18 protein-coding genes are annotated in these 17,939 nt (G+C 58.9%); 4 read left to right on the top strand and 14 right to left on the bottom strand.

Annotated elements, in window-relative coordinates:
- Nucleotides 1-182 precede the first annotated feature (182 nt).
- The 3 genes from acnA (at nucleotide 183) to JZI28_RS07860 (ending at nucleotide 4,069) form a co-directional block, all read left to right on the top strand.
- A complete protein-coding gene (acnA, locus tag JZI28_RS07870; protein ID WP_375699773.1) occupies nucleotides 183-2,885 on the top strand; it encodes an aconitate hydratase AcnA in 2,703 nt (900 codons plus the stop codon).
- Nucleotides 2,886-2,963: 78 nt separating this feature from the next.
- Nucleotides 2,964-3,662 carry an SDR family NAD(P)-dependent oxidoreductase gene (locus tag JZI28_RS07865; protein WP_375699772.1) on the top strand — a complete coding sequence of 233 codons (699 nt, stop codon included), beginning with the start codon at nucleotides 2,964-2,966 and terminating at the stop codon, nucleotides 3,660-3,662.
- A 68-nt stretch (nucleotides 3,663-3,730) separates the two neighbouring features.
- Nucleotides 3,731-4,069 carry a DOPA 4,5-dioxygenase family protein gene (locus JZI28_RS07860; protein ID WP_375699771.1) on the top strand — a complete coding sequence of 113 codons (339 nt, stop codon included), beginning with the start codon at nucleotides 3,731-3,733 and terminating at the stop codon, nucleotides 4,067-4,069.
- Nucleotides 4,070-4,136: 67 nt separating this feature from the next.
- Here JZI28_RS07860 and JZI28_RS07855 read toward each other — a convergent pair whose 3' ends face one another.
- The 9 genes from JZI28_RS07855 to yajC form a co-directional block, all read right to left on the bottom strand.
- A complete protein-coding gene (locus JZI28_RS07855) occupies nucleotides 4,137-4,676 on the bottom strand; it encodes a DsbE family thiol:disulfide interchange protein (protein ID WP_297340052.1) in 540 nt (179 codons plus the stop codon).
- Complete coding sequence (ccmD, locus tag JZI28_RS07850; RefSeq protein ID WP_297340051.1) at nucleotides 4,669-4,827, bottom strand: heme exporter protein CcmD; 159 nt, start codon at nucleotides 4,825-4,827, stop codon at nucleotides 4,669-4,671. Before ccmD ends, JZI28_RS07855 begins: the two co-directional genes overlap by 8 nt.
- A gap of 2 nt (nucleotides 4,828-4,829) precedes the next feature.
- Nucleotides 4,830-5,561 (bottom strand): heme ABC transporter permease, encoded by a 732-nt coding sequence (locus JZI28_RS07845; protein ID WP_297340050.1) that lies wholly within the window; start codon nucleotides 5,559-5,561, stop codon nucleotides 4,830-4,832.
- A 39-nt stretch (nucleotides 5,562-5,600) separates the two neighbouring features.
- Nucleotides 5,601-6,257 (bottom strand): heme exporter protein CcmB, encoded by a 657-nt coding sequence (gene ccmB / locus JZI28_RS07840; protein WP_348152709.1) that lies wholly within the window; start codon nucleotides 6,255-6,257, stop codon nucleotides 5,601-5,603.
- The gene (gene ccmA / locus JZI28_RS07835; RefSeq protein ID WP_375699770.1) at nucleotides 6,254-6,868 is read right to left on the bottom strand and encodes a heme ABC exporter ATP-binding protein CcmA; all 615 of its coding nucleotides are present in this window, start codon (nucleotides 6,866-6,868) and stop codon (nucleotides 6,254-6,256) included. Before ccmA ends, ccmB begins: the two co-directional genes overlap by 4 nt.
- 131 nt (nucleotides 6,869-6,999) lie before the next feature.
- Nucleotides 7,000-7,353, bottom strand: a complete 354-nt coding sequence (locus JZI28_RS07830; protein WP_375699769.1) for an Mth938-like domain-containing protein — start codon at nucleotides 7,351-7,353, stop codon at nucleotides 7,000-7,002.
- A 151-nt stretch (nucleotides 7,354-7,504) separates the two neighbouring features.
- Nucleotides 7,505-8,473, bottom strand: a complete 969-nt coding sequence (gene secF, locus JZI28_RS07825; protein WP_353401613.1) for a protein translocase subunit SecF — start codon at nucleotides 8,471-8,473, stop codon at nucleotides 7,505-7,507.
- A gap of 2 nt (nucleotides 8,474-8,475) precedes the next feature.
- Complete coding sequence (gene secD / locus JZI28_RS07820) at nucleotides 8,476-10,137, bottom strand: protein translocase subunit SecD (RefSeq protein WP_375699768.1); 1,662 nt, start codon at nucleotides 10,135-10,137, stop codon at nucleotides 8,476-8,478.
- A gap of 33 nt (nucleotides 10,138-10,170) precedes the next feature.
- Complete coding sequence (gene yajC / locus JZI28_RS07815; protein ID WP_036785718.1) at nucleotides 10,171-10,449, bottom strand: preprotein translocase subunit YajC; 279 nt, start codon at nucleotides 10,447-10,449, stop codon at nucleotides 10,171-10,173.
- 355 nt (nucleotides 10,450-10,804) lie between these two features.
- Here yajC and serS point away from each other — a divergent pair, with 355 nt between their 5' ends.
- Complete coding sequence (gene serS / locus JZI28_RS07810; protein WP_375699767.1) at nucleotides 10,805-12,097, top strand: serine--tRNA ligase; 1,293 nt, start codon at nucleotides 10,805-10,807, stop codon at nucleotides 12,095-12,097.
- Nucleotides 12,098-12,210: 113 nt separating this feature from the next.
- Here serS and JZI28_RS07805 read toward each other — a convergent pair whose 3' ends face one another.
- The 5 genes from JZI28_RS07805 to JZI28_RS07785 all read right to left on the bottom strand — a co-directional run bounded on the left by JZI28_RS07805 (nucleotide 12,211) and on the right by JZI28_RS07785 (nucleotide 17,747).
- Nucleotides 12,211-12,894, bottom strand: coding sequence for a helix-hairpin-helix domain-containing protein (locus JZI28_RS07805; RefSeq protein ID WP_375699766.1), 684 nt, complete (start codon nucleotides 12,892-12,894; stop codon nucleotides 12,211-12,213).
- 69 nt (nucleotides 12,895-12,963) lie between these two features.
- On the bottom strand, nucleotides 12,964-13,917 hold the full coding sequence (locus tag JZI28_RS07800) for a fatty acid desaturase (protein ID WP_375699765.1): 954 nt from the start codon (nucleotides 13,915-13,917) through the stop codon (nucleotides 12,964-12,966).
- A gap of 240 nt (nucleotides 13,918-14,157) precedes the next feature.
- Nucleotides 14,158-15,627 (bottom strand): ribosome biogenesis GTPase Der, encoded by a 1,470-nt coding sequence (gene der, locus JZI28_RS07795; protein ID WP_348152687.1) that lies wholly within the window; start codon nucleotides 15,625-15,627, stop codon nucleotides 14,158-14,160.
- 73 nt (nucleotides 15,628-15,700) lie between these two features.
- Nucleotides 15,701-17,023, bottom strand: a complete 1,323-nt coding sequence (locus tag JZI28_RS07790) for a PQQ-binding-like beta-propeller repeat protein (RefSeq protein ID WP_375699764.1) — start codon at nucleotides 17,021-17,023, stop codon at nucleotides 15,701-15,703.
- 52 nt (nucleotides 17,024-17,075) lie between these two features.
- Nucleotides 17,076-17,747 carry a hypothetical protein gene (locus tag JZI28_RS07785; RefSeq protein WP_375699763.1) on the bottom strand — a complete coding sequence of 224 codons (672 nt, stop codon included), beginning with the start codon at nucleotides 17,745-17,747 and terminating at the stop codon, nucleotides 17,076-17,078.
- Between the last annotated feature and the right edge of the window lie 192 nt (nucleotides 17,748-17,939).

The following is a 17,939-nucleotide window of genomic DNA, read 5'->3' as shown; positions in this document are numbered from 1 at the left end:
CAACGCCAATCAATCATTCTTGAGCCCGTCGTGGGCCCCGGCGTTGGCAGCCTGGGCATTTGGTAGCCTTGTGTCACTGGTTTGTCATCGTTTTGGCGCGCCTCCGCTATTGTGTGTCATCCGGTGCAATGGCACAAAAACAGAAGAGAATTCCGTGTTTCATGCACCAGAGGGAGGCCAAGATGCCCATTACCGTTGGACAAGACACCGCCAAAACCCGTCGCACACTCCGCTCCGGCGACAGGTCGATCTCTTATTATTCAATTACTGCCGCCACCGAGGCCGGGCTGGGAGATTTCTCCAGACTGCCCGCCGCCCTGAAGGTGGTGCTGGAAAACATGCTGCGTTTTGAGGATGGTGGCTTTTCGGTGTCGACCGATGACATCAAGGCCTTTGCAGAATGGGGCGCCAAGGGGGGCAAGAACCCGCGAGAGATCGCCTATCGCCCTGCCCGCGTCCTGATGCAGGATTTCACCGGCGTGCCCGCCGTGGTGGATCTTGCCGCCATGCGCGACGGTATCAAAGCCCTGGGGGGCGACGCCCAAAAGATCAACCCACTCAACCCTGTCGACCTGGTCATTGACCACTCGGTGATGATTGACGAATTTGGCAATCCCCGCGCTTTTCAGATGAATGTGGACCGCGAATATGAGCGCAACATGGAGCGTTATCAGTTCCTGAAATGGGGCCAGGGCGCCTTTAACAACTTCCGCGTCGTGCCCCCCGGCACCGGCATCTGTCACCAGGTAAACCTGGAATACCTGTCCCAGACCATCTGGTCGGACACTGATCAAAATGGCGAAGAGGTTGCCTATCCTGACACCTTGGTTGGCACCGACAGCCATACCACCATGGTCAATGGCGTCGCCGTGCTGGGCTGGGGTGTTGGCGGCATTGAGGCCGAAGCGGCGATGCTGGGCCAGCCGATCTCGATGCTGATCCCAGAGGTCATTGGCTTTGAGCTCACCGGTGCGATGGTCGAGGGTACCACCGGCACCGATCTGGTACTCAAGGTCGTGGAAATGCTGCGCGCCAAGGGCGTGGTTGGAAAGTTCGTCGAATTCTTTGGCGCCGGTCTGGACCACCTGCCACTGGCTGATCGCGCCACCATCGCCAATATGGCGCCCGAATATGGCGCCACCTGCGGCTTTTTCCCGATTGATGGTGAAACCCTGCGCTACCTGCGCAATACCGGCCGCGACGAGGATCGTCTGGCGCTGGTGGAAGCCTATGCCAAGGAAAACGGGCTGTGGCGCGGTGCCGATTATGCGCCGATCTATACCGATAGGCTGAGCCTGGATATGGGCACCATCGTGCCTGCAATCTCCGGCCCCAAACGGCCACAGGACTATGTGGCGCTCAGCGAGGGGCAAAGCGCCTTTCGCCGCGAAATGGAAGAGACATTCAAGCGCCCCATGGGCAAGCAGGTTGCGGTCAAAGGCGAGGATTACACCCTGGAAAGCGGCAAGGTGGTGATTGCCTCGATCACCTCCTGCACCAATACCTCCAACCCCTATGTGATGATCGGCGCAGGTCTGGTGGCGCGCAAGGCCGCCGCACTGGGGCTGGACCGCAAGCCCTGGGTCAAAACCTCTCTGGCGCCGGGCAGTCAGGTGGTCTCTGCCTATCTGGAGGCCGCAGGCCTGCAGGCGGATCTTGATAAGATTGGCTTTAATCTGGTGGGCTATGGCTGCACCACCTGTATCGGCAACTCTGGCCCGATCCAGACAGAACTGTCCGAAGCAATTGCAGCTGGCGATCTGGTCGCGACCTCGGTGCTGTCGGGCAACCGCAATTTTGAGGGCCGGATCAGCCCCGATGTGCGCGCAAATTACCTCGCCTCGCCGCCGCTGGTGGTGGCCTATGCCCTGGCTGGCACCATGGATATCGACCTCAGCCGTGATGCCATTGGTCAGGACCAAAACGGCCAGGATGTCTTCCTCAAGGACATCTGGCCCTCGACCAAGGAAATCGCGGATCTGGTCGAACAAACCGTCACCCGCGAGGCTTTCTTGTCGAAATATGCCGATGTCTTCAAAGGCGACGAGAAGTGGCAAGCGGTGCAGACCACCGCGGCCGAGACCTATGACTGGCCCGCCCAATCCACCTATATCCAGAACCCGCCCTATTTCCAGGGGATGGGGCCGACCCCCGGCAGCATCACCAATATCACCGGTGCCAAGGTGCTGGCGGTGCTTGGCGATATGGTCACCACCGACCACATCTCTCCGGCGGGCGCCTTTGCAACCACCACACCTGCCGGACAGTATCTTTTGGAGCGCCAGGTGCAGCCCCGTGAATTCAACTCCTACGGCTCCCGCCGAGGCAACCACGAGATCATGATGCGCGGCACCTTTGCCAATATCCGCATCAAGAACGAAATGCTCGCCCAGGCAGACGGCAGCCCGGTTGAGGGCGGCTATACAAAAGGACCAGATGGGCAGCAGACCTCGATCTATGAGGCCTCAATGGCCTATCAGGCGGCAGGCACTCCGCTGGTGATCTTTGGCGGTGAACAATATGGCGCCGGCTCCTCGCGGGACTGGGCCGCCAAAGGCACCGCGCTCTTGGGCGTCAAGGCGGTGATCGCTGAAAGCTTTGAGCGCATCCACCGGTCCAATCTGGTGGGCATGGGGGTGATCCCCTTTGAATTCACCAATGGCGACAGCCGCAAAAGCCTCGGCCTGAGCGGGGAGGAAACGGTTTCAATCTTTGGTCTCGACACCATCCAGCCGCTGCAAGATGTGCCCTGCGCCATTACCTTTGCTGATGGCACGGTCAAAGACATCACCCTGAAGTGCCGCATCGATACGGCGCCAGAGATCGAATATGTCGAAAATGGCGGCGTGCTGCACTACGTTCTGCGCAATCTCGCCAAATCCTGAGACAGTGAAAGCCCTCTGATCCTGACCGGCGCTCTGGTAGAGCGTTGGTCAGGAGAGAGGTTTTGAGGAGGTCACAGATTGGTCAAAACTGTTCTGATCACCGGCGGCGCCCATGGTATTGGGCGCGCCATTGCTGCGGTGTTTCACCCTGATAACAATGTGGCGCTGACCTGGTGCCACCGCGCGCCGGATACAACTGTGAATGACAACCAATTGTTTCTGCAGGCAGATCTCACCCAGGATGGCAGCGCAGAACAGGTGGTAAAGGCCACCATGGCGCGCTTTGGCCGGATTGATGTCATCGTAAACAACGCCGGATCGCTTGACGCCAGCCCACTGGATACATTTGACGCCGCCAAACAACGGGCCATTCTTGATCTCAACCTGCTGGCGCCCCAGGCGCTGCTGAGTGCGGCCCTGCCGCATCTGTCCCCGGGGGCGGCGATCGTCAGCATCTCGTCAATCAATGCTGTGCTGCCGCCCAGGGGCCATGTCACCTATGGCGCCAGCAAAGCCGCGCTCAACCTCTGGACTCGCGCCATGGCCAAGGAGCTGGGGCCCAGGGGCATTCGCGTCAATGCCGTCGCTCCCGGCGCTGTGAATGTCCCCGAGTCCCCACGCGATGCAGATCTGACCAAAGCCTTTACCGATGAAACCGCCCTGGGGCGACTGGCCACGGCCCATGACATTGCCCAGGCGGTGGCCTTTCTGGCCTCTGATGCGGCATCGTCTATCACCGGCGAAATCCTGACTGTATCCGGCGGCTATCGCCTTTAGCAGGGGCGCACAGGTCCTGTGGAGCGCTGGAGCTATCAACCAAGATCTGCTGAGCATAGGTTGACGGAATGAAACAGATATCCAGCATCCAGGGCTACCATACCCATGTCTATTTTGACGCCGACAGCCTGCAAGCGGCAAAAACGCTGTGCGACAGCGCCGTTGCGCGCTTTGGGGTTCAAATGGGCCGCATCCATGAAAAACCTGTCGGACCGCATCCAATGTGGTCCTGCCAACTGGCCGCCACTCCTGCACAGTTCGCCGAACTGTTGCCATGGCTGGCGCTGAACCGGGGGGATTTGATTGTCTTTGCCCATCCCGAAACCGGCAACGACCTGGAAGATCACCGCGACCACAGCATTTGGCTGGGCTGCGGCCTTGATCTCGACCTATCGATCTTTGACTGACGCTGCCTGAGCAACAGGGCCCGCAGCCCCTGCTCCCCAAGCAATTGTCTTAGGGGTAAGACAGGGCTTAGTTGCCGCGGGCCTTTTCAATGGCCGGGCGCAGGGTGTTTTTGATCACCCGCTGCGTTATCGGCCCGGCAAAGCGCAGGATGATCTTGCCGTTTCCGTCCACCACATAGGTTTCCGGCACGCCGTAGACGCCCCAGTCCAAAGCCATGCGGCCCTTTTCGTCGCGGCCAATGGCCGTATAGGGATCGCCCAGTTCCTCCAGGAATGACGCGGCATTGTCCTGCTGATCCTTGTAGTTTACCCCGTAGATCGTCAGCCCCTCTTGCGACAGGGCCTCAAGGTTAGGGTGTTCCACCCGACACGGCGCGCACCAGCTGGCCCAATAGTTGACCAGCTTGACCTCACCATCGCGCAAATCCGCATCATCAAACAGTTCTTTACCGACAAATTCACTCAGCACCACCGGCGGGGCGGGCTGGCCCTCGCGGGCCGACGGCAGGCTGTCCGGATCCTCCCGGTACATGCCGGTGACCGCGAGGCCCACAAAGCTGGCAAAAACCACAATCGGAACCGCCATCAGCGGAGAGAACTTAGCCATCCCGGCGCATCCTTTGCTCTAACGTATCCATGTCGCGACGCACCCGGCGGCCACGCCACAGGGTCAACACCACCAATAGCGCCAGTAGCAGCAGCGACGCGGCATAGGCCGACAGCACCGTTTCACTGTATTTCCCCAGATCTGGCAACATGGTCACGCCTCCTGCCGTTGACGCGCCATCAGCGCCTTGATGCGCCGCGCGCGAATTTCAGTTCCGGTGCGATAAAACACCATGGCAAGGAAAAACAATCCAAAACCAATCATGCAGACATAGAGCGGGTTGGAAAAGGCATCCGCCACGTTTTCTTTTTCATCAAGGCTCAGCGAGGCGCCCTGATGCAGCCCCTGATTCCAGAAGTTCACCGCATAGCGGCTCAGCACCGCAAAGACAGTGCCGACAAGGCAGAGGATCGAGGTCAGATCAGCAGCGGTGTCAGGGTTATCAATGGCTTCCCACAGGGCAATATACCCGAGGTAAAACAGGAACAAGACCAAGAACGAGGTCAGGCGCGGATCCCAGGCCCACCAGGTGCCCCACATGGGCTGCCCCCAGATCGCCCCCGTGGCCAGGGCAATCAATGTCATCACGATGCCGACGGGCGCCGCAGCCTTGGCCGCCAGGGCGCTGACGTGGTGGCGGCGGATCACCCAGATCAACGAGGCCACCAGCATCATAAACCAGGCATTGATCGCCATCAGGGCAGCGGGCACATGCAAGAAGATGATCTTGACAGTGGAGCCCTGGCGATAATCATCCGGCGTGAAAAAGAACCCCCAGATCAGCCCGACGGCCATCAAGAGCCCCGAGCTCACCCAGAGCACCGGCATCACCCGTTCCGAAGTCTGCAGGAACTTTCGTGGATTGGCATATTCCCAGATCGACATTTTGGCTCTCTCGTTCCCGTGGTTTCGATTACTAAATAGCTAGCGCAGATTGATACGCAAAACAGCCGCGCTGGCAAAGGGCATCAGCGCGATAACGCCGGCAGAAATCCCCGCCAGCATCAGCAAGGGCGTCTCAACCACCATGCCCATAGCGCCGCGCCGCGCCGCCTCGGCGCCAAAGATCAGAGTCGGCACATAGAGCGGCATCACCAGAAGCGACAGCAACAGCCCGCCGCGTTTCAGCCCCACTGTCAGCGCCGCGCCAAAGGTGCCGATCACCGACAAGGCTGGCGTCCCCAGCAGCAGCGAAATCACCACCCACTTGAACCCCTCCAAGGGCAGGTTCAACAGCACTCCCAGCACGGGTGCCGCCAGAACCAGCGGCAGGCCGGTGGTAATCCAATGGGCCAGCGCCTTGATACTGACCGCAGCCTCCAGCGGCAGCGGTGCAGTGGCCAGCAGATCTAATGAACCATCTTCCCAGTCCAGCGCCAGCAGCCGGTCCAGAGACAGCAGGCAGGACAACAGCGCCCCCAGCCACAAAACCCCCGGCGCAATCCGCGCCAACAGGTCGGATTCGGGGCCAACGGAGAAGGGCACCATCACGGTGACAATCAGGAAAAAGGCCAGGCCGAGGCCAAACCCGCCCCCAGCCCGCACCGCAAGGCGCAGATCCCGCATCAGCAGCGCAATCACAAGAAGCCCCCGTCAAAATCATCGATATCCAGCGGCGCCGCCTTATAGGGACCGACATCTAGCACCCTGGCATCCAGCCCAAGGTCGATATGGGTGGCAATCAACGCCGATCCCCCGGCCTCCAGATGGGTGCGCACCACTTGGGCAAACAAGGCGACTGAGGCCTGATCCAAGCTTACCGTGGGTTCATCCATCACCCAAATTGGCCGCCCCGTCACCATCATCCGCGACAGGCCCAAGCGCCGTTTCTGCCCCGCCGACAGCGCCCCTGCAGGGCGGTCCCGCAGTGTGGTCAGATTATAGGCCTGCAGCGCTGGTTCGATGTTGTGGGTGCCAAAAACGCTCGCCCAGAACTGCAGGTTCTCGGTCACGGTCAAGGCGGATTTCAACCCGTCGGAATGCGCCGCATAGGCGATCTGATCTTCGCCACCGCTGACCGCGCCGCCAAGCGGTGGCTGTAGCCCCGCAATGCTGCGCAGCAGAGTTGTTTTGCCAATTCCATTGGGACCACGCAGAATCAGAGCCTGTCCGGGCTTCAGCTCAAAACTGATCCCCTCCAGCACCGGCAGCCCACCACGGGCAATACTCAGATCTGATACATTCAGTGACATGAATACAGGCTTATCTCATTGTTTGGCTGCACAAAAGTACGAAAGCCCAGGGTCGCGCCTTGCGGCATGTCAAATCTCACCCAAGAGGGGAGCTTTGCAGGACCAATGCCGCAGATTTTAGCCCTCGGATGTTAAACTGGCAGAACCGCCAGCGCGACGCGACGCCCCTCTGACAGCAACACATTATAGGTTCTGCAGGCCGCCGGAGAATTCATCACTTCCACCCCCAGCCCCGCACCTTCCAGGCTGTTGCGCAGCTCTGCCGGGATATGGGCGATTTCCGCCCCGGTTCCGATAAACACAACATCCACCTTCCCGGCCAGGGCCAAGAGGCTGGTCTCATCGCCATAGCCGCCCCAGGTGTTCAGCCCTGTGGCGGTGATCAGCAAGGCGCCATGATGGACCTCTCCGCCGACACGAAAGAACCCAGGCCCATAGCCATCAACAGGCCGAGCTTGCGTGAATGTCACCTCATTGAGCTGCATGGGCTGTCCTATCTCTGTTACGCTGCGCTGCGCGCCTCAAACCGGGGCAATCCCTGCCATGTCCGCAATCGGATTGTCAAAACAAAACGAAGCTGCGGAGAGCCCCCGCAGCTTCGTCTGTTGGTAACGCCAGTGCTTCGGCTCGACGCATTCAGGCGTCGATATTGCCAAACTGGTTGCCAGCGGTATTGGCCTGCTTGCTCCAGTCACGTTTGACGCCCAGCCACAGCAGGATGGTGGAGGCCACAAAGACCGAGGAATAGGTGCCGACAATCACCCCCCAGATCATCGCAAAGACAAATCCGCGAATCACATCGCCGCCCAGTACATAAAGCGAGATCAGGGCCAGCAGTGTGGTGACCGAGGTCATCACGGTACGGCTGAGGGTTTCATTGATCGACAGGTTCAGCACCTCCGACAGGTCTTTCTTTTTGTAGCGCCGCAGGTTTTCACGCACCCGGTCAAACACCACCACGGTATCGTTGAGCGAGTAGCCCACGATGGTCAGCAGCGCCGCAATGATGGCGAGATCAAATTTGATCTGAAGCTCGGAAAAGATCCCGATGGTCAGCACCACGTCATGCACCAAGGCCACAACCGCGCCCAAGGCAAACTGCCACTCAAACCGCAGCCAGATGTAGATAAGCACCGCACCAATCGCCAGCACCACCGCCAGGATCGCGGTTTGCACCAGCTCACCCGAGACCTTGGGACCCACGGATTCAACCGACACAAATTTGATTCCCGGTGCCACCGCGTCCAGCGTGGTTTGCAGGGTTTCGATCACCTCACCAGAGATCGCCTCGCCGCTGTCCTGCGCCTGAATACGGATCATCGCAACATGCTGATCTTCCGCAAAGGTCGGGTCAAACACCTCGGTAATCGAGATATCACCCAACTCCAGCGGCGCAATGGCCTCTCGGTACAGGCCTACGTCAATCGCTGTGGTGCTTTCGGTTCGCACGGTTGTACCGCCGCGAAAGTCGATACCAAAGTTCAGCCCCTGCATGCCAAAGGACGCCAGCCCGACAACCATCATAAGAGCAGAAATACCCAGCCAGATCCTCCACTTGCTGAAGAAATCGAATGAGGTCTCCTGGGGAACAAGTCTTAACCGCATGATTACACCTCAATCTTTTTGGGACGACGACGTTCAAACCACATCACGATGATCAACCGGGTGACAAAGATCGCGGTAAAGACCGAGGTCATAATGCCAAGTCCCAGCGTGATCGCAAAGCCGCGCACCGGGCCAGAGCCCATGGCGAACAGGATCACGGCTGTGATGAAGGTGGTGATATTGGCGTCCAGAATAGCGCTCAGCGCCTTGGAGTAGCCCTCGTCAATGGCCCGTGCCGGACCACGGCCAGCTTTCAGCTCTTCACGGATTCGCTCAAAGATCAGCACATTGGCATCGACCGCCATACCAACCGTCAACACGATACCGGCAATCCCCGGCAGGGTCAGCGTTGCACCAATCAGGCTAAGGAAGCCAAAGATCAGCGCCACGTTCAGGATCAAGGCCACATTGGCAAAAATCCCAAACAGCCCATAGCTCAGCGCCATAAACACCAGCACGCCCACAAAGGCGACGATGGTGGCGATTTTGCCGGCATCAATGCTGTCCTGGCCCAATTCTGGCCCAATGGTACGCTCTTCCAGGAACTCCAGCTCCGCAGGCAGGGCGCCCGCACGCAACAGGATCGCCAGATGGGTGCTTTCCTCAATGGTGAAGTTACCGGTGATAATGCCGGAGCCACCGGGGATATGCGACTGGATGGTCGGGGCCGAGACCACCTCATCATCCAGCACAATGGCAAAGGGAGAGCCAATGTTTTCCGCAGTATAGTCGCCAAACTTACGCGCACCTGAGGTGTTGAACCGGAAATTCACAGCGGGGCGACCGTTCTGATCAAAAGCAGGCTGCGCATCGACCAGTTGCTCACCGGTGACAACCGGCGCTGCTTCCACTGTGTAAAAGGCACCGGGTTCATCCAGCGACGGGATGACCTTGTTGCCAACACCCGCAGGCGCATCCGGGTCAGAGCCACGTCCCACAACCGGGTTAAAAGTCAGCTGGGCGGTGGTGCCGATAATTGCTTTCAGCTCAGACGCAGAGCCAATGCCGGGAACCTGAATCAGAATGCGATCCGCGCCCTGGCGTTGGATTGTCGGCTCCCGCGTGCCCACCTCATCAATCCGGCGACGGACGATTTCCAACGACTGGCGCACCGTGCGATCATCAGAGGCGAGTTTTTCCGCCTCGGACAGTTCAATGGTGATGACTTCACCCTGCCCGGACACATCGATGTCAGACGCGCCGGCCCCGGTGAGGCTGGTGATCGGATTAGCCAGACCGCGCACCACTTCCAGCGCGCGGGGCATGCCCTCGGGCTTTGCGATCTTCAGGCGAATCTGCCCTTCAGGTGCTTGCTGACGGCGAAAGCTACCAACCGTAGCGCGTTCGGGCCGCAGGGCATCACGCACCTCGGGCCAAAGCGCATCCATGCGGGCGGCGTAGACATCCGTGACCTTCACTTCGGCCAGCAGATGCGCCCCACCGCGCAGATCGAGACCAAGATTGACCAGCGAGGACGGCAGATAGCTGGGCCATTGCGCGACCAAGGCTTGCCGTTCGGGAGTGTCGCCTTTGGCGATGATTTCGGCGGCAGCATCGTTGGACTGCTCAACCCGGGTATAAAACCCATTTGGCAGGGCAAGCAAAAGGCCGGTCACACAGACCAGCCAGATGAGAACCCTTTTCCAGAGATCAATTTGAAGCATTGCCCTGCCTTTTCAGTTTGTTAAAGGGGGCTATTAAGCTGCCGGCTCGGTTTTGGTCAGGACCTGGGCAATGGTGGATTTCACCACCCGCACCTTGACGCCTTCGGCCAGTTCGACTTCGACTTCGTTGTCATCTTTGACCTTGGCAATTTTGCCGATCAGGCCACCCTGGGTGACCACCTGATCGCCGCGACGCACATTCGAGACCATGGTCTGATGTTCTTTCATCTTTTTCTGCTGCGGACGGATCAGCAGGAAATACATGATCGCAAAGATCAGGATGAGGGGGAGAAACTGGCCAATCTGGTTCATATCCAAGGGGGGTCTTCCTTCTGTCTATACGGCACCCTCTTGGCGAGGTGCCGTGAATTTGCGGCGAACCTATGCGCTGCACCCAAGCATTGCAAGGCAGCCCCGCTGTTTGGCCCTGAAAAGCTGGGGAAATGCGGTCTCTGCTGATGCAACAAAAAGCAATCAAAGCAACCAAGGTAAATCCGCCCTCTAGCAAGGACACACCGCACATAGGCAAAATGCCCCAGGCAGCGGCCGGCCCTCCCCCTTGCGGCGCTACAACATTTCCCAGCTTTTGCCCCTGCCCCCTTCCTCTTTCTCTACCGCTGCGGCATAGGTTGCTCATTGATTCAAAAACCGTCGAGGAGACGCCATCATGCATGACATCCGTGCAATCCGCGAAAACCCTGCTGCTTTTGACGCTGCTTTGGCGCGGCGTGGGGATGCGGGCGTATCCTCAGACATTCTGGCCCTGGACGAAGCCCGCCGCGCCAAGATCCAGCAAGCCGAGGCCGCGCAGGCCGCGCAGAACAAGGCCGCCAAGGAAATTGGCGCCGCCAAGGCCAAGGGCGACAACGAGACCTTTGAACGCCTGCGCGCGGAAGTGGCCGAGAAAAAGGCGCAAGTGGCTGCGCTGCAGACCGAAGCCAAAGAGCTGGACGCCAAGCAGACCGACATGCTGGCCCGTATCGCCAATCTGCCAGCCGACGACGTGCCTGATGGCACCGATGAAGACGACAACGTCGAGGTCAACCGTTGGGGCACCCCGCGTGAGCTGGATTTTGCAGCCAAAGAACATTTTGAGATCGCAGGCGTGGCTCAGGCGATGGATTTTGAAACCGCTGCCAAAACATCCGGTGCGCGGTTTGTCTTTCTCAAAGGTGGCGTCGCCCGTATCCACCGCGCCCTGGCACAGTTCATGGTCGACACTCATGTGGACGAAAATGGTCTCACCGAGATGCAGACCCCGGTTCTGGTCCGTGATGAGGCGATGTATGGCACGGACAAACTGCCGAAATTTGGTGATGATAGCTACCAAACCACCAATGGCTGGTGGCTGGTGCCCACCTCTGAGGTGACACTGACCTATTCCGTCGCTGGCGACGTGCTGGAAGCCGCAGAGCTGCCCATCCGCATGACCGCCCATACCCAGTGTTTCCGCTCTGAGGCGGGATCGGCCGGGCGCGACACCTCTGGCATGCTGCGCCAGCACCAGTTTGAAAAGGTCGAGATGGTGTCGATCACCCATCCGGATGAGTCTGATGCCGAGCAAAAGCGCATGCTGCGCTGCGCCGAAGGGCTGCTGGAGAAACTGGGTGTGCCTTACCGCACCGTGGTGTTGTGTACTGGCGACATGGGCTTTGGCGCCCGACGCACGTTTGATATCGAAGCCTGGCTGCCGGGGCAAAACACCTACCGCGAGATTTCATCGGTCTCCACCACAGGCGCCTTCCAGGCCCGCCGTATGAACGCACGGTTCCGCCCTGCGGATGGTGGCAAGCCTGAGTTTGTGCACAGCCTCAACGGATCTGGCCTGGCAGTTGGACGGTGCCTGATTGCGGTTTTGGAAAATGGTCAACAGGCCGATGGCTCGGTTATTTTGCCAGAGGTTCTGGGTCCCTACCTAAAGGGCAAACTCACCCTCACCGCCGATGGCAATTTGGTCTAAAGCACCCAATCAGCGCGGAATACCAAATTAGAAAAAAGGGGCGCCGCTCAATCCTGAGTGGCGCCCCCGTTTTATAAAAATGTTCGGCTGGTTTTCACCCAAAAATCAAAGGCCTAGCTTTTGCCTGCTTTCTTGGCCTTCTTTTTGTCCGAAGATTTGGAGCTGGCTTTAGGCTTTTTATCCTTCTCCTTAGTTTTCTCTTTATCCATGTCTTTGGACTTTTGAGCCAGATCGTCCAAAATGGTCTGGGCCTTGGCCTTTTCCCGTTCAATAGCGCGGCGCGCATCGGCCTTCATCTTTTTGGCCTTAGTGCGGGCTTTTTCTTTTGCCTTGGCAACTTCTTCCATCAAAGCCTCGGCCTTGCGCACCGATTTCTTGGCCTTGGCCTTGGCCTTCGCTGCCTTTTGTTCCGCCGCTTCACGGGCAGCCTCTGCTGCTGCCAAGGCTGTGCTCAAGGCTTCCTCCGCCTCTGACGCCTGTGACGTCGCCGCCTCTTTTACCTTGCTGGTCTGGGTTTTCACTGCTGACTTAGCTTTTGATTTTGAGGGCAGGTTCTTCTTTCCCACCCCTGCGGCAGCTGGCTTCACAGGAGCCGCCACGGGGGTCGCCACGGCGCCACCCTTGCTGATCTCTGCGACCTGTTTCAACCGCATTGCGCGGGCAGCACCGATGCCTGGGATGGCTTTCAAATCCTCCAAGGACGCTGCGACGACAGCCTCTACCGTACGCACCCCATGATCTTTGAGGGTTTTTGCCAGCGCCGGACCAACGCCACTCAGTTCAATAATATCAGTCATTCCTGCCGTACTCCTCTGAATTTTTTTGCTGCGCGTCGGGTGTTGTTTGAAATTATTGCACGTGAAGAGTTACCCAGGAAAGGGCACAAGTCGCTTTTTGTCTTCATCCCAAAGCTTTAGCGACAAAGCCCCCAGGGCTTCGGCAAATTTGATACGCCGCAAGGCAAACTCGGCCGGCAGATTATAGTGGCATTGGCGCAGGCGATAGCTGGGGATGCGCGCGTTAAAGTGATGAAGGTCATGCAGGGTGATATTGGCCACAGCGAAATCAAAGACCCAGCCAAAATCCAGGCAGGACGAGCCCTGCAAGGCAGCCTCAGCTGGGTTGAGATCCGGGCGCCTGTCCCAATAGGTGTCTTCAAAATTATGCTGCAGATAGACCAGAAAGACCCCGATCATGCCGCCCAGAAACGAAAATCCCAACCAGATCCACACCCCCTGCCAGCCAGCGTAGTGATACAACAGCCAAAGCAGGCACAGGATGGCAATATTGTGCAGGATCACCCCAGGCGCCCCAAAGCGGGAACTGTTCTTGGGCCAACGATAGCGGACAAAATAGGTAAACGCGGCGCCCAGTGGCACAAACAGAAACGGGTTGCGGTACAGGCGATAATACAGCCGATGCCATAGTCCGGCCTGCTGCCACTCTTGCAGGGTCATGGTGTGTATCTCGCCGGTTTCGCGGTGGTCGAGATTGCCGATATTTGCATGATGCAGGTTGTGGTTTTGCTTCATCACCTCAAAAGGTGCAAAGGTGAAGGGCGACAGAACATGGCCTGCCAGCTCATTTTGAAGCCGTGTTTCAAACAGGGAGTGGTGGCCAGTGTCGTGTTGCAACACATAAAGCCTAACCGAGGCAAAGGCAAAAACCACGCCGCAGGGGATCAGAATATACCACCTATCAGCCTGGCTGATCGCCAGGGTGAGCGCACCGAAATAGGTGGCAAAGGTGCCAAGAAAGCTCAACAAAGCCAACCTGTTGTCTTGCCGGGCGTAACTGCGGGTATAGCTTCTAAGGTCCATAGGTGTTCAAATAAATGCCAAGTGTAACGCGGGTTTGAAAGCTCCGGCCGGTACAAACTGGATCGTGCAAAAAACGGATGTCTCAATCAACGACCAGCGCCGCCCGCTCATCTATTGCCCCGATCTTGACCCAACTGCGGTCACTCTTCAAACAAAAACACCCCAGGGCATTATGCGCTGGGGTGTTGGAAGCTTGGATATTCAACAGTCACCAAGGGTACTTTGCCCCAAAACCGCCTGCTAGACGCGGCGCCCGGACAGGTGTTTGCGCAGCTTGGACGGCGGCGCTTTCTTGCGTCCCTTAAAGGGGTTCTGGTCATTCTGCCCCCGCATGGTCAGGCGGATCGGCGTGCCGGGCATGTCAAAATCCTGACGCAGGCCATTGACCAGATAGCGGGTGTAGCTGGCGGGGATTTTATCCGGATGCGAACACATCACCACAAATCCTGGCGGACGGGTTTTGGCCTGGGTCATATAGCGCAGCTTGATCCGCTTGCCCTGCGGCGCGGGGGGCGGGTGCTGCTCCAGCATGCCCGTTAGCCAGCGGTTCAGCGCCGCTGTAGGAATGCGGCGGTTCCAGACGTCATGGGCGCGCATCACAGCCGCATGCAGACGATCCAGCCCCTTACCGGTTTTGGCCGAAACCGTCACCAATGGGGCGCCACGCAGCTGTGGCAAAAGCCGGGTAAAGCTCTCTTTCAGGGCCGCCAGTTTTTCTTGTTTGTTGTCTTCAACATCCCATTTGTTGACCGCGACGACCACGGCCCGGCCCTCGCGTTCAGCCAGGTCCGCAATCCGCAAATCCTGCTGTTCAAAGGGGATCTCGGCATCCAGCAGGATAACCACCACTTCGGCAAACTTGACCGCCCGCAGCCCGTCAGAAACTGATAGTTTCTCCAGCTTTTCCTGCACCTTGGCCTTTTTACGCATGCCAGCAGTGTCAAAGATACGCATCGGGGTGCCGGCCCAGTCGATCTGCAATGAGATCGCATCACGGGTGATCCCCGCCTCGGGGCCGGTGAGCAGACGATCCTCGCCGAGGATCTTGTTGATTAGGGTGGATTTACCGGCATTGGGACGGCCAACCACCGCCACCTGCAGGGGTTTTTCACGGGTCGGCACCGGCGCGGCGGGCGCATTTTCTTCGTCCCAGTCGTCGTCCTCATCCAGGTCGAGGTCAACAACGGGAGAGTGATCCACCGCCTCTTCGGCAAACTGATCCGCCAAAGGCGCCAGCTCCGAGAACAGATCGGCCATGCCTTCACCATGCTCCCCCGAGAGCCGCAAAGGTTCACCCAGGCCCAGGCCATAGGCCTCAAGCACGCCAGCATCAGCGGCGTTGCCCTCGGCCTTGTTGGCGGCCAGAATGACATGCGCGGATTTGCGACGCAGGATTTCGGCAAACATTTCGTCAACCGGGGTCACCCCCGTGCGCGCATCAATCATGAACAGGCATATATCGGCCATATCCACGGCCCGTTCGGTCAGCCGCCGCATCCGGCCTTCCAGCGAGTTATCAGTGACGTCTTCCAGACCCGCTGTGTCAATCACAGTAAAGCGCAGGTCACCAAGACGCGCCTCGCCTTCGCGCAGATCACGCGTCACACCGGGCTGGTCATCAACCAGCGCCAGCTTTTTGCCTACAAGGCGATTGAACAGTGTGGATTTGCCCACATTCGGACGGCCCACAATAGCGAGGGTAAAAGACATCGGACCCAACTTTCAGCGTTTCAGACGCGCCCAATAGCGCATCTATGCGGCCACGGCTAGAGCCGATTGCGCATTAGCGGAAGGCAAGCAGGTTGCCCTTGCTCGACACCACGTAAAGAGTATTGCCCGCAATCACCGGCGCGGCTGTCGCCCCCCCTGGGATTTCGATGCTCCGCGTCAGCGTCCCGTCACGTGGATCAAACAACCGCAGCTGCCCATCATTGGAGGCAACCAGCAGCTGGCCACCGGCGAGGATCGGGCCGTAATGCGCAACAATAGCGCCGCGCTTGCCCGGCTTATCCTTTAGGTATCCCGGCAGATCAACCGCCCAAAGCACCTCGCCGCTATCGGCATCGAGCCGCAAAAGCTGGTTGCGGTCACTGATTTGAAACAGGCTGTTGCCTGCGGGCCAAACCGGACCAATCGCGCCTTCTTGCGCGGTCCAGATGCGATCCCCACTTGCGGTGTCAAAGGCCACGGTGCGTCCGGAGTGGTTGCCCACATAGGCGCGGTTGCCCACCAGTACCGGCTCCCCCGTTACATCACTGATCCGCGCCAGGGTAGACCCAACACGCTGTCCCGCCACAGACGCGGTCCAACGGCGCAGCCCGCCACGACGGAAGGATGCCACCAAGTCACCAGAACCAAAGGCAAAAATCACTAAATCTTTGGTCAGGACAGGGGCCGGTGCACCCAGCACATTCGACGCACTTGGGGCGCTTTCGACCTGCCATGCAATACGGCCATCTTTGGCGTGGATTGCCCAGCCGGTATCGTCTCCGGCCACCAGATAGATCAGACCATCGCGCACCGTCGGCACCCCGGAACCTGTTGCATCCAGTTCCTGGCGCCAGACCTGTTTACCACTGGAGGCATCCAGCGCGGTCAGCACACCAAAGCCAGAAGAAACGTAAAGCACCCCGTCGGCATAGGCGATGCCGCCGCCTGTGGCCTGGCCTTCGTCATCGCGTGCCGGCAGCAGGTTGCTTTGCCACAGCAGCTGACCAGCAGGAGACACAGCCGAAACCCGCGCCGCGCTGTCCAGGGTGTAAATTCGCCCGCCAGCCACAACGGGCCGCGTGTTGATCCGCTGCTTGCGGCCGTCGCCTGCGCCAATTGGAACCGACCATGTCAGTCTTGGCGTGGCGCTCAGCGCCGGATGCGCGGTTCGGTGCGCAGGATTACCGTGGCTCTGGGCCCAGGTCGCATTGGCGACCTGTTTCGGCAGCGTAATCGCCACCGACTGGTTCACCGTATCAATCTCGGCATCCGGCCGGATCGCCTCGCGCTTGCCCGGCAGAATCACCTCCGGCTCAGAGCAGGCGCTAAGCCCTACCGCCAGGGCACTGCTACAAAGCAAGATCCGTACCAAAGAAAAGGAGTTAGCTGCCGTCATGACCCTGCCTCGTACCCATTGTGTGTTTCCGCAATTTCGCACTGCGGTTTTATTACCCGTCAAATACCACGACCGTGTCCAGTTCGCCACCCAAGGCCACCATCACTTGCGTAGCTCGCTCTTTCAAGTCCGCAGTGACCCCAGCATCCTGAATGATTGCCTTCAGGCGATCAATTGCCGCATCCGGATCGCCCGCCTCAATATCCAATAGCGCCATTTGCTCTGCTGCCAGCAGCGCCAAAGGCGCACCGGGTTGGGCCAGCGCTTCAAATTGCAGCCGCCGCTCTGCGATGCTCAGGCTGTCCTGCTGCATCCCCAGGGCCTTAAAGCTGGCGATATGGCGATAAATCAGTGGCAGTTCCGCATCCAGCGCAACCGCCTGCAGCCGCGCTACGGCCTCGTCCTGTTGCCCGGCATCGGCCAGGGCCCCCGCCTGCAACATCGCCAGAACAGCGGCGCCGCCGGGGGTTTGTGCCGAAATCTTTGACAGGGAGTCTGCACGTTGCAGATCATCATCCGAAGACAGCGCGGCGATCATGTCATCCCCGAGTTTCTGGGAGGCCGCGAGTTCCTGGGCTTTGTTGTATTCCCGCAGGGACGCGCCGCCGACGATCAGCACAACCGCCAAACCGCCAATCCAGCCATAGCGCTTCAGCGTTCCAAACAAACGGTCGCGGCGCACCTCTTCCGTAACTTCATCAATAAAGCTGTCAGTGTCGCTCATGGTCTTCGCCCCCGCAGTGCCATCCCTCTGCAAATCGGCAGCGGATGTGTTATCCTCTTTCGCCTCTCATATCCTGCCTGTTGCGGCAAGCCAAGTGCTCCCGTGCAGGGGAAATTTTAAGCCAAGCGCTCCAATACTGGGGGATTTTAGGGAAACCACCACTTCTTTCCACTAATTTCGTGCTGAACTGTT

Origin of the sequence: Pseudophaeobacter sp. TrK17 (genome assembly GCF_042192375.1) — a bacterium.
Taxonomy (GTDB): Bacteria; Pseudomonadota; Alphaproteobacteria; order Rhodobacterales; family Rhodobacteraceae; genus Pseudophaeobacter.
The sequence above is the reverse complement of the archived record's forward strand: the minus strand, read 5'-3'. Positions and strand labels throughout refer to the sequence as shown.

What these genes read in the sequence shown, in the direction of transcription:
- acnA (WP_375699773.1), top strand. Translation starts at nt 183, where the DNA reads ATGCCCATTACCGTTGGACAAGACACCGCCAAAACCCGTCGCACACTC.
- JZI28_RS07860 (WP_375699771.1), top strand. Translation starts at nt 3,731, where the DNA reads ATGAAACAGATATCCAGCATCCAGGGCTACCATACCCATGTCTATTTT.
- JZI28_RS07855 (WP_297340052.1), bottom strand. Translation starts at nt 4,676, where the DNA reads ATGGCTAAGTTCTCTCCGCTGATGGCGGTTCCGATTGTGGTTTTTGCC.
- ccmD (WP_297340051.1), bottom strand. Translation starts at nt 4,827, where the DNA reads ATGTTGCCAGATCTGGGGAAATACAGTGAAACGGTGCTGTCGGCCTAT.
- JZI28_RS07845 (WP_297340050.1), bottom strand. Translation starts at nt 5,561, where the DNA reads ATGTCGATCTGGGAATATGCCAATCCACGAAAGTTCCTGCAGACTTCG.
- ccmA (WP_375699770.1), bottom strand. Translation starts at nt 6,868, where the DNA reads ATGTCACTGAATGTATCAGATCTGAGTATTGCCCGTGGTGGGCTGCCG.
- JZI28_RS07830 (WP_375699769.1), bottom strand. Translation starts at nt 7,353, where the DNA reads ATGCAGCTCAATGAGGTGACATTCACGCAAGCTCGGCCTGTTGATGGC.
- secF (WP_353401613.1), bottom strand. Translation starts at nt 8,473, where the DNA reads ATGCGGTTAAGACTTGTTCCCCAGGAGACCTCATTCGATTTCTTCAGC.
- secD (WP_375699768.1), bottom strand. Translation starts at nt 10,137, where the DNA reads ATGCTTCAAATTGATCTCTGGAAAAGGGTTCTCATCTGGCTGGTCTGT.
- yajC (WP_036785718.1), bottom strand. Translation starts at nt 10,449, where the DNA reads ATGAACCAGATTGGCCAGTTTCTCCCCCTCATCCTGATCTTTGCGATC.
- serS (WP_375699767.1), top strand. Translation starts at nt 10,805, where the DNA reads ATGCATGACATCCGTGCAATCCGCGAAAACCCTGCTGCTTTTGACGCT.
- JZI28_RS07805 (WP_375699766.1), bottom strand. Translation starts at nt 12,894, where the DNA reads ATGACTGATATTATTGAACTGAGTGGCGTTGGTCCGGCGCTGGCAAAA.
- JZI28_RS07800 (WP_375699765.1), bottom strand. Translation starts at nt 13,917, where the DNA reads ATGGACCTTAGAAGCTATACCCGCAGTTACGCCCGGCAAGACAACAGG.
- der (WP_348152687.1), bottom strand. Translation starts at nt 15,627, where the DNA reads ATGTCTTTTACCCTCGCTATTGTGGGCCGTCCGAATGTGGGCAAATCC.
- JZI28_RS07790 (WP_375699764.1), bottom strand. Translation starts at nt 17,023, where the DNA reads ATGACGGCAGCTAACTCCTTTTCTTTGGTACGGATCTTGCTTTGTAGC.
- JZI28_RS07785 (WP_375699763.1), bottom strand. Translation starts at nt 17,747, where the DNA reads ATGAGCGACACTGACAGCTTTATTGATGAAGTTACGGAAGAGGTGCGC.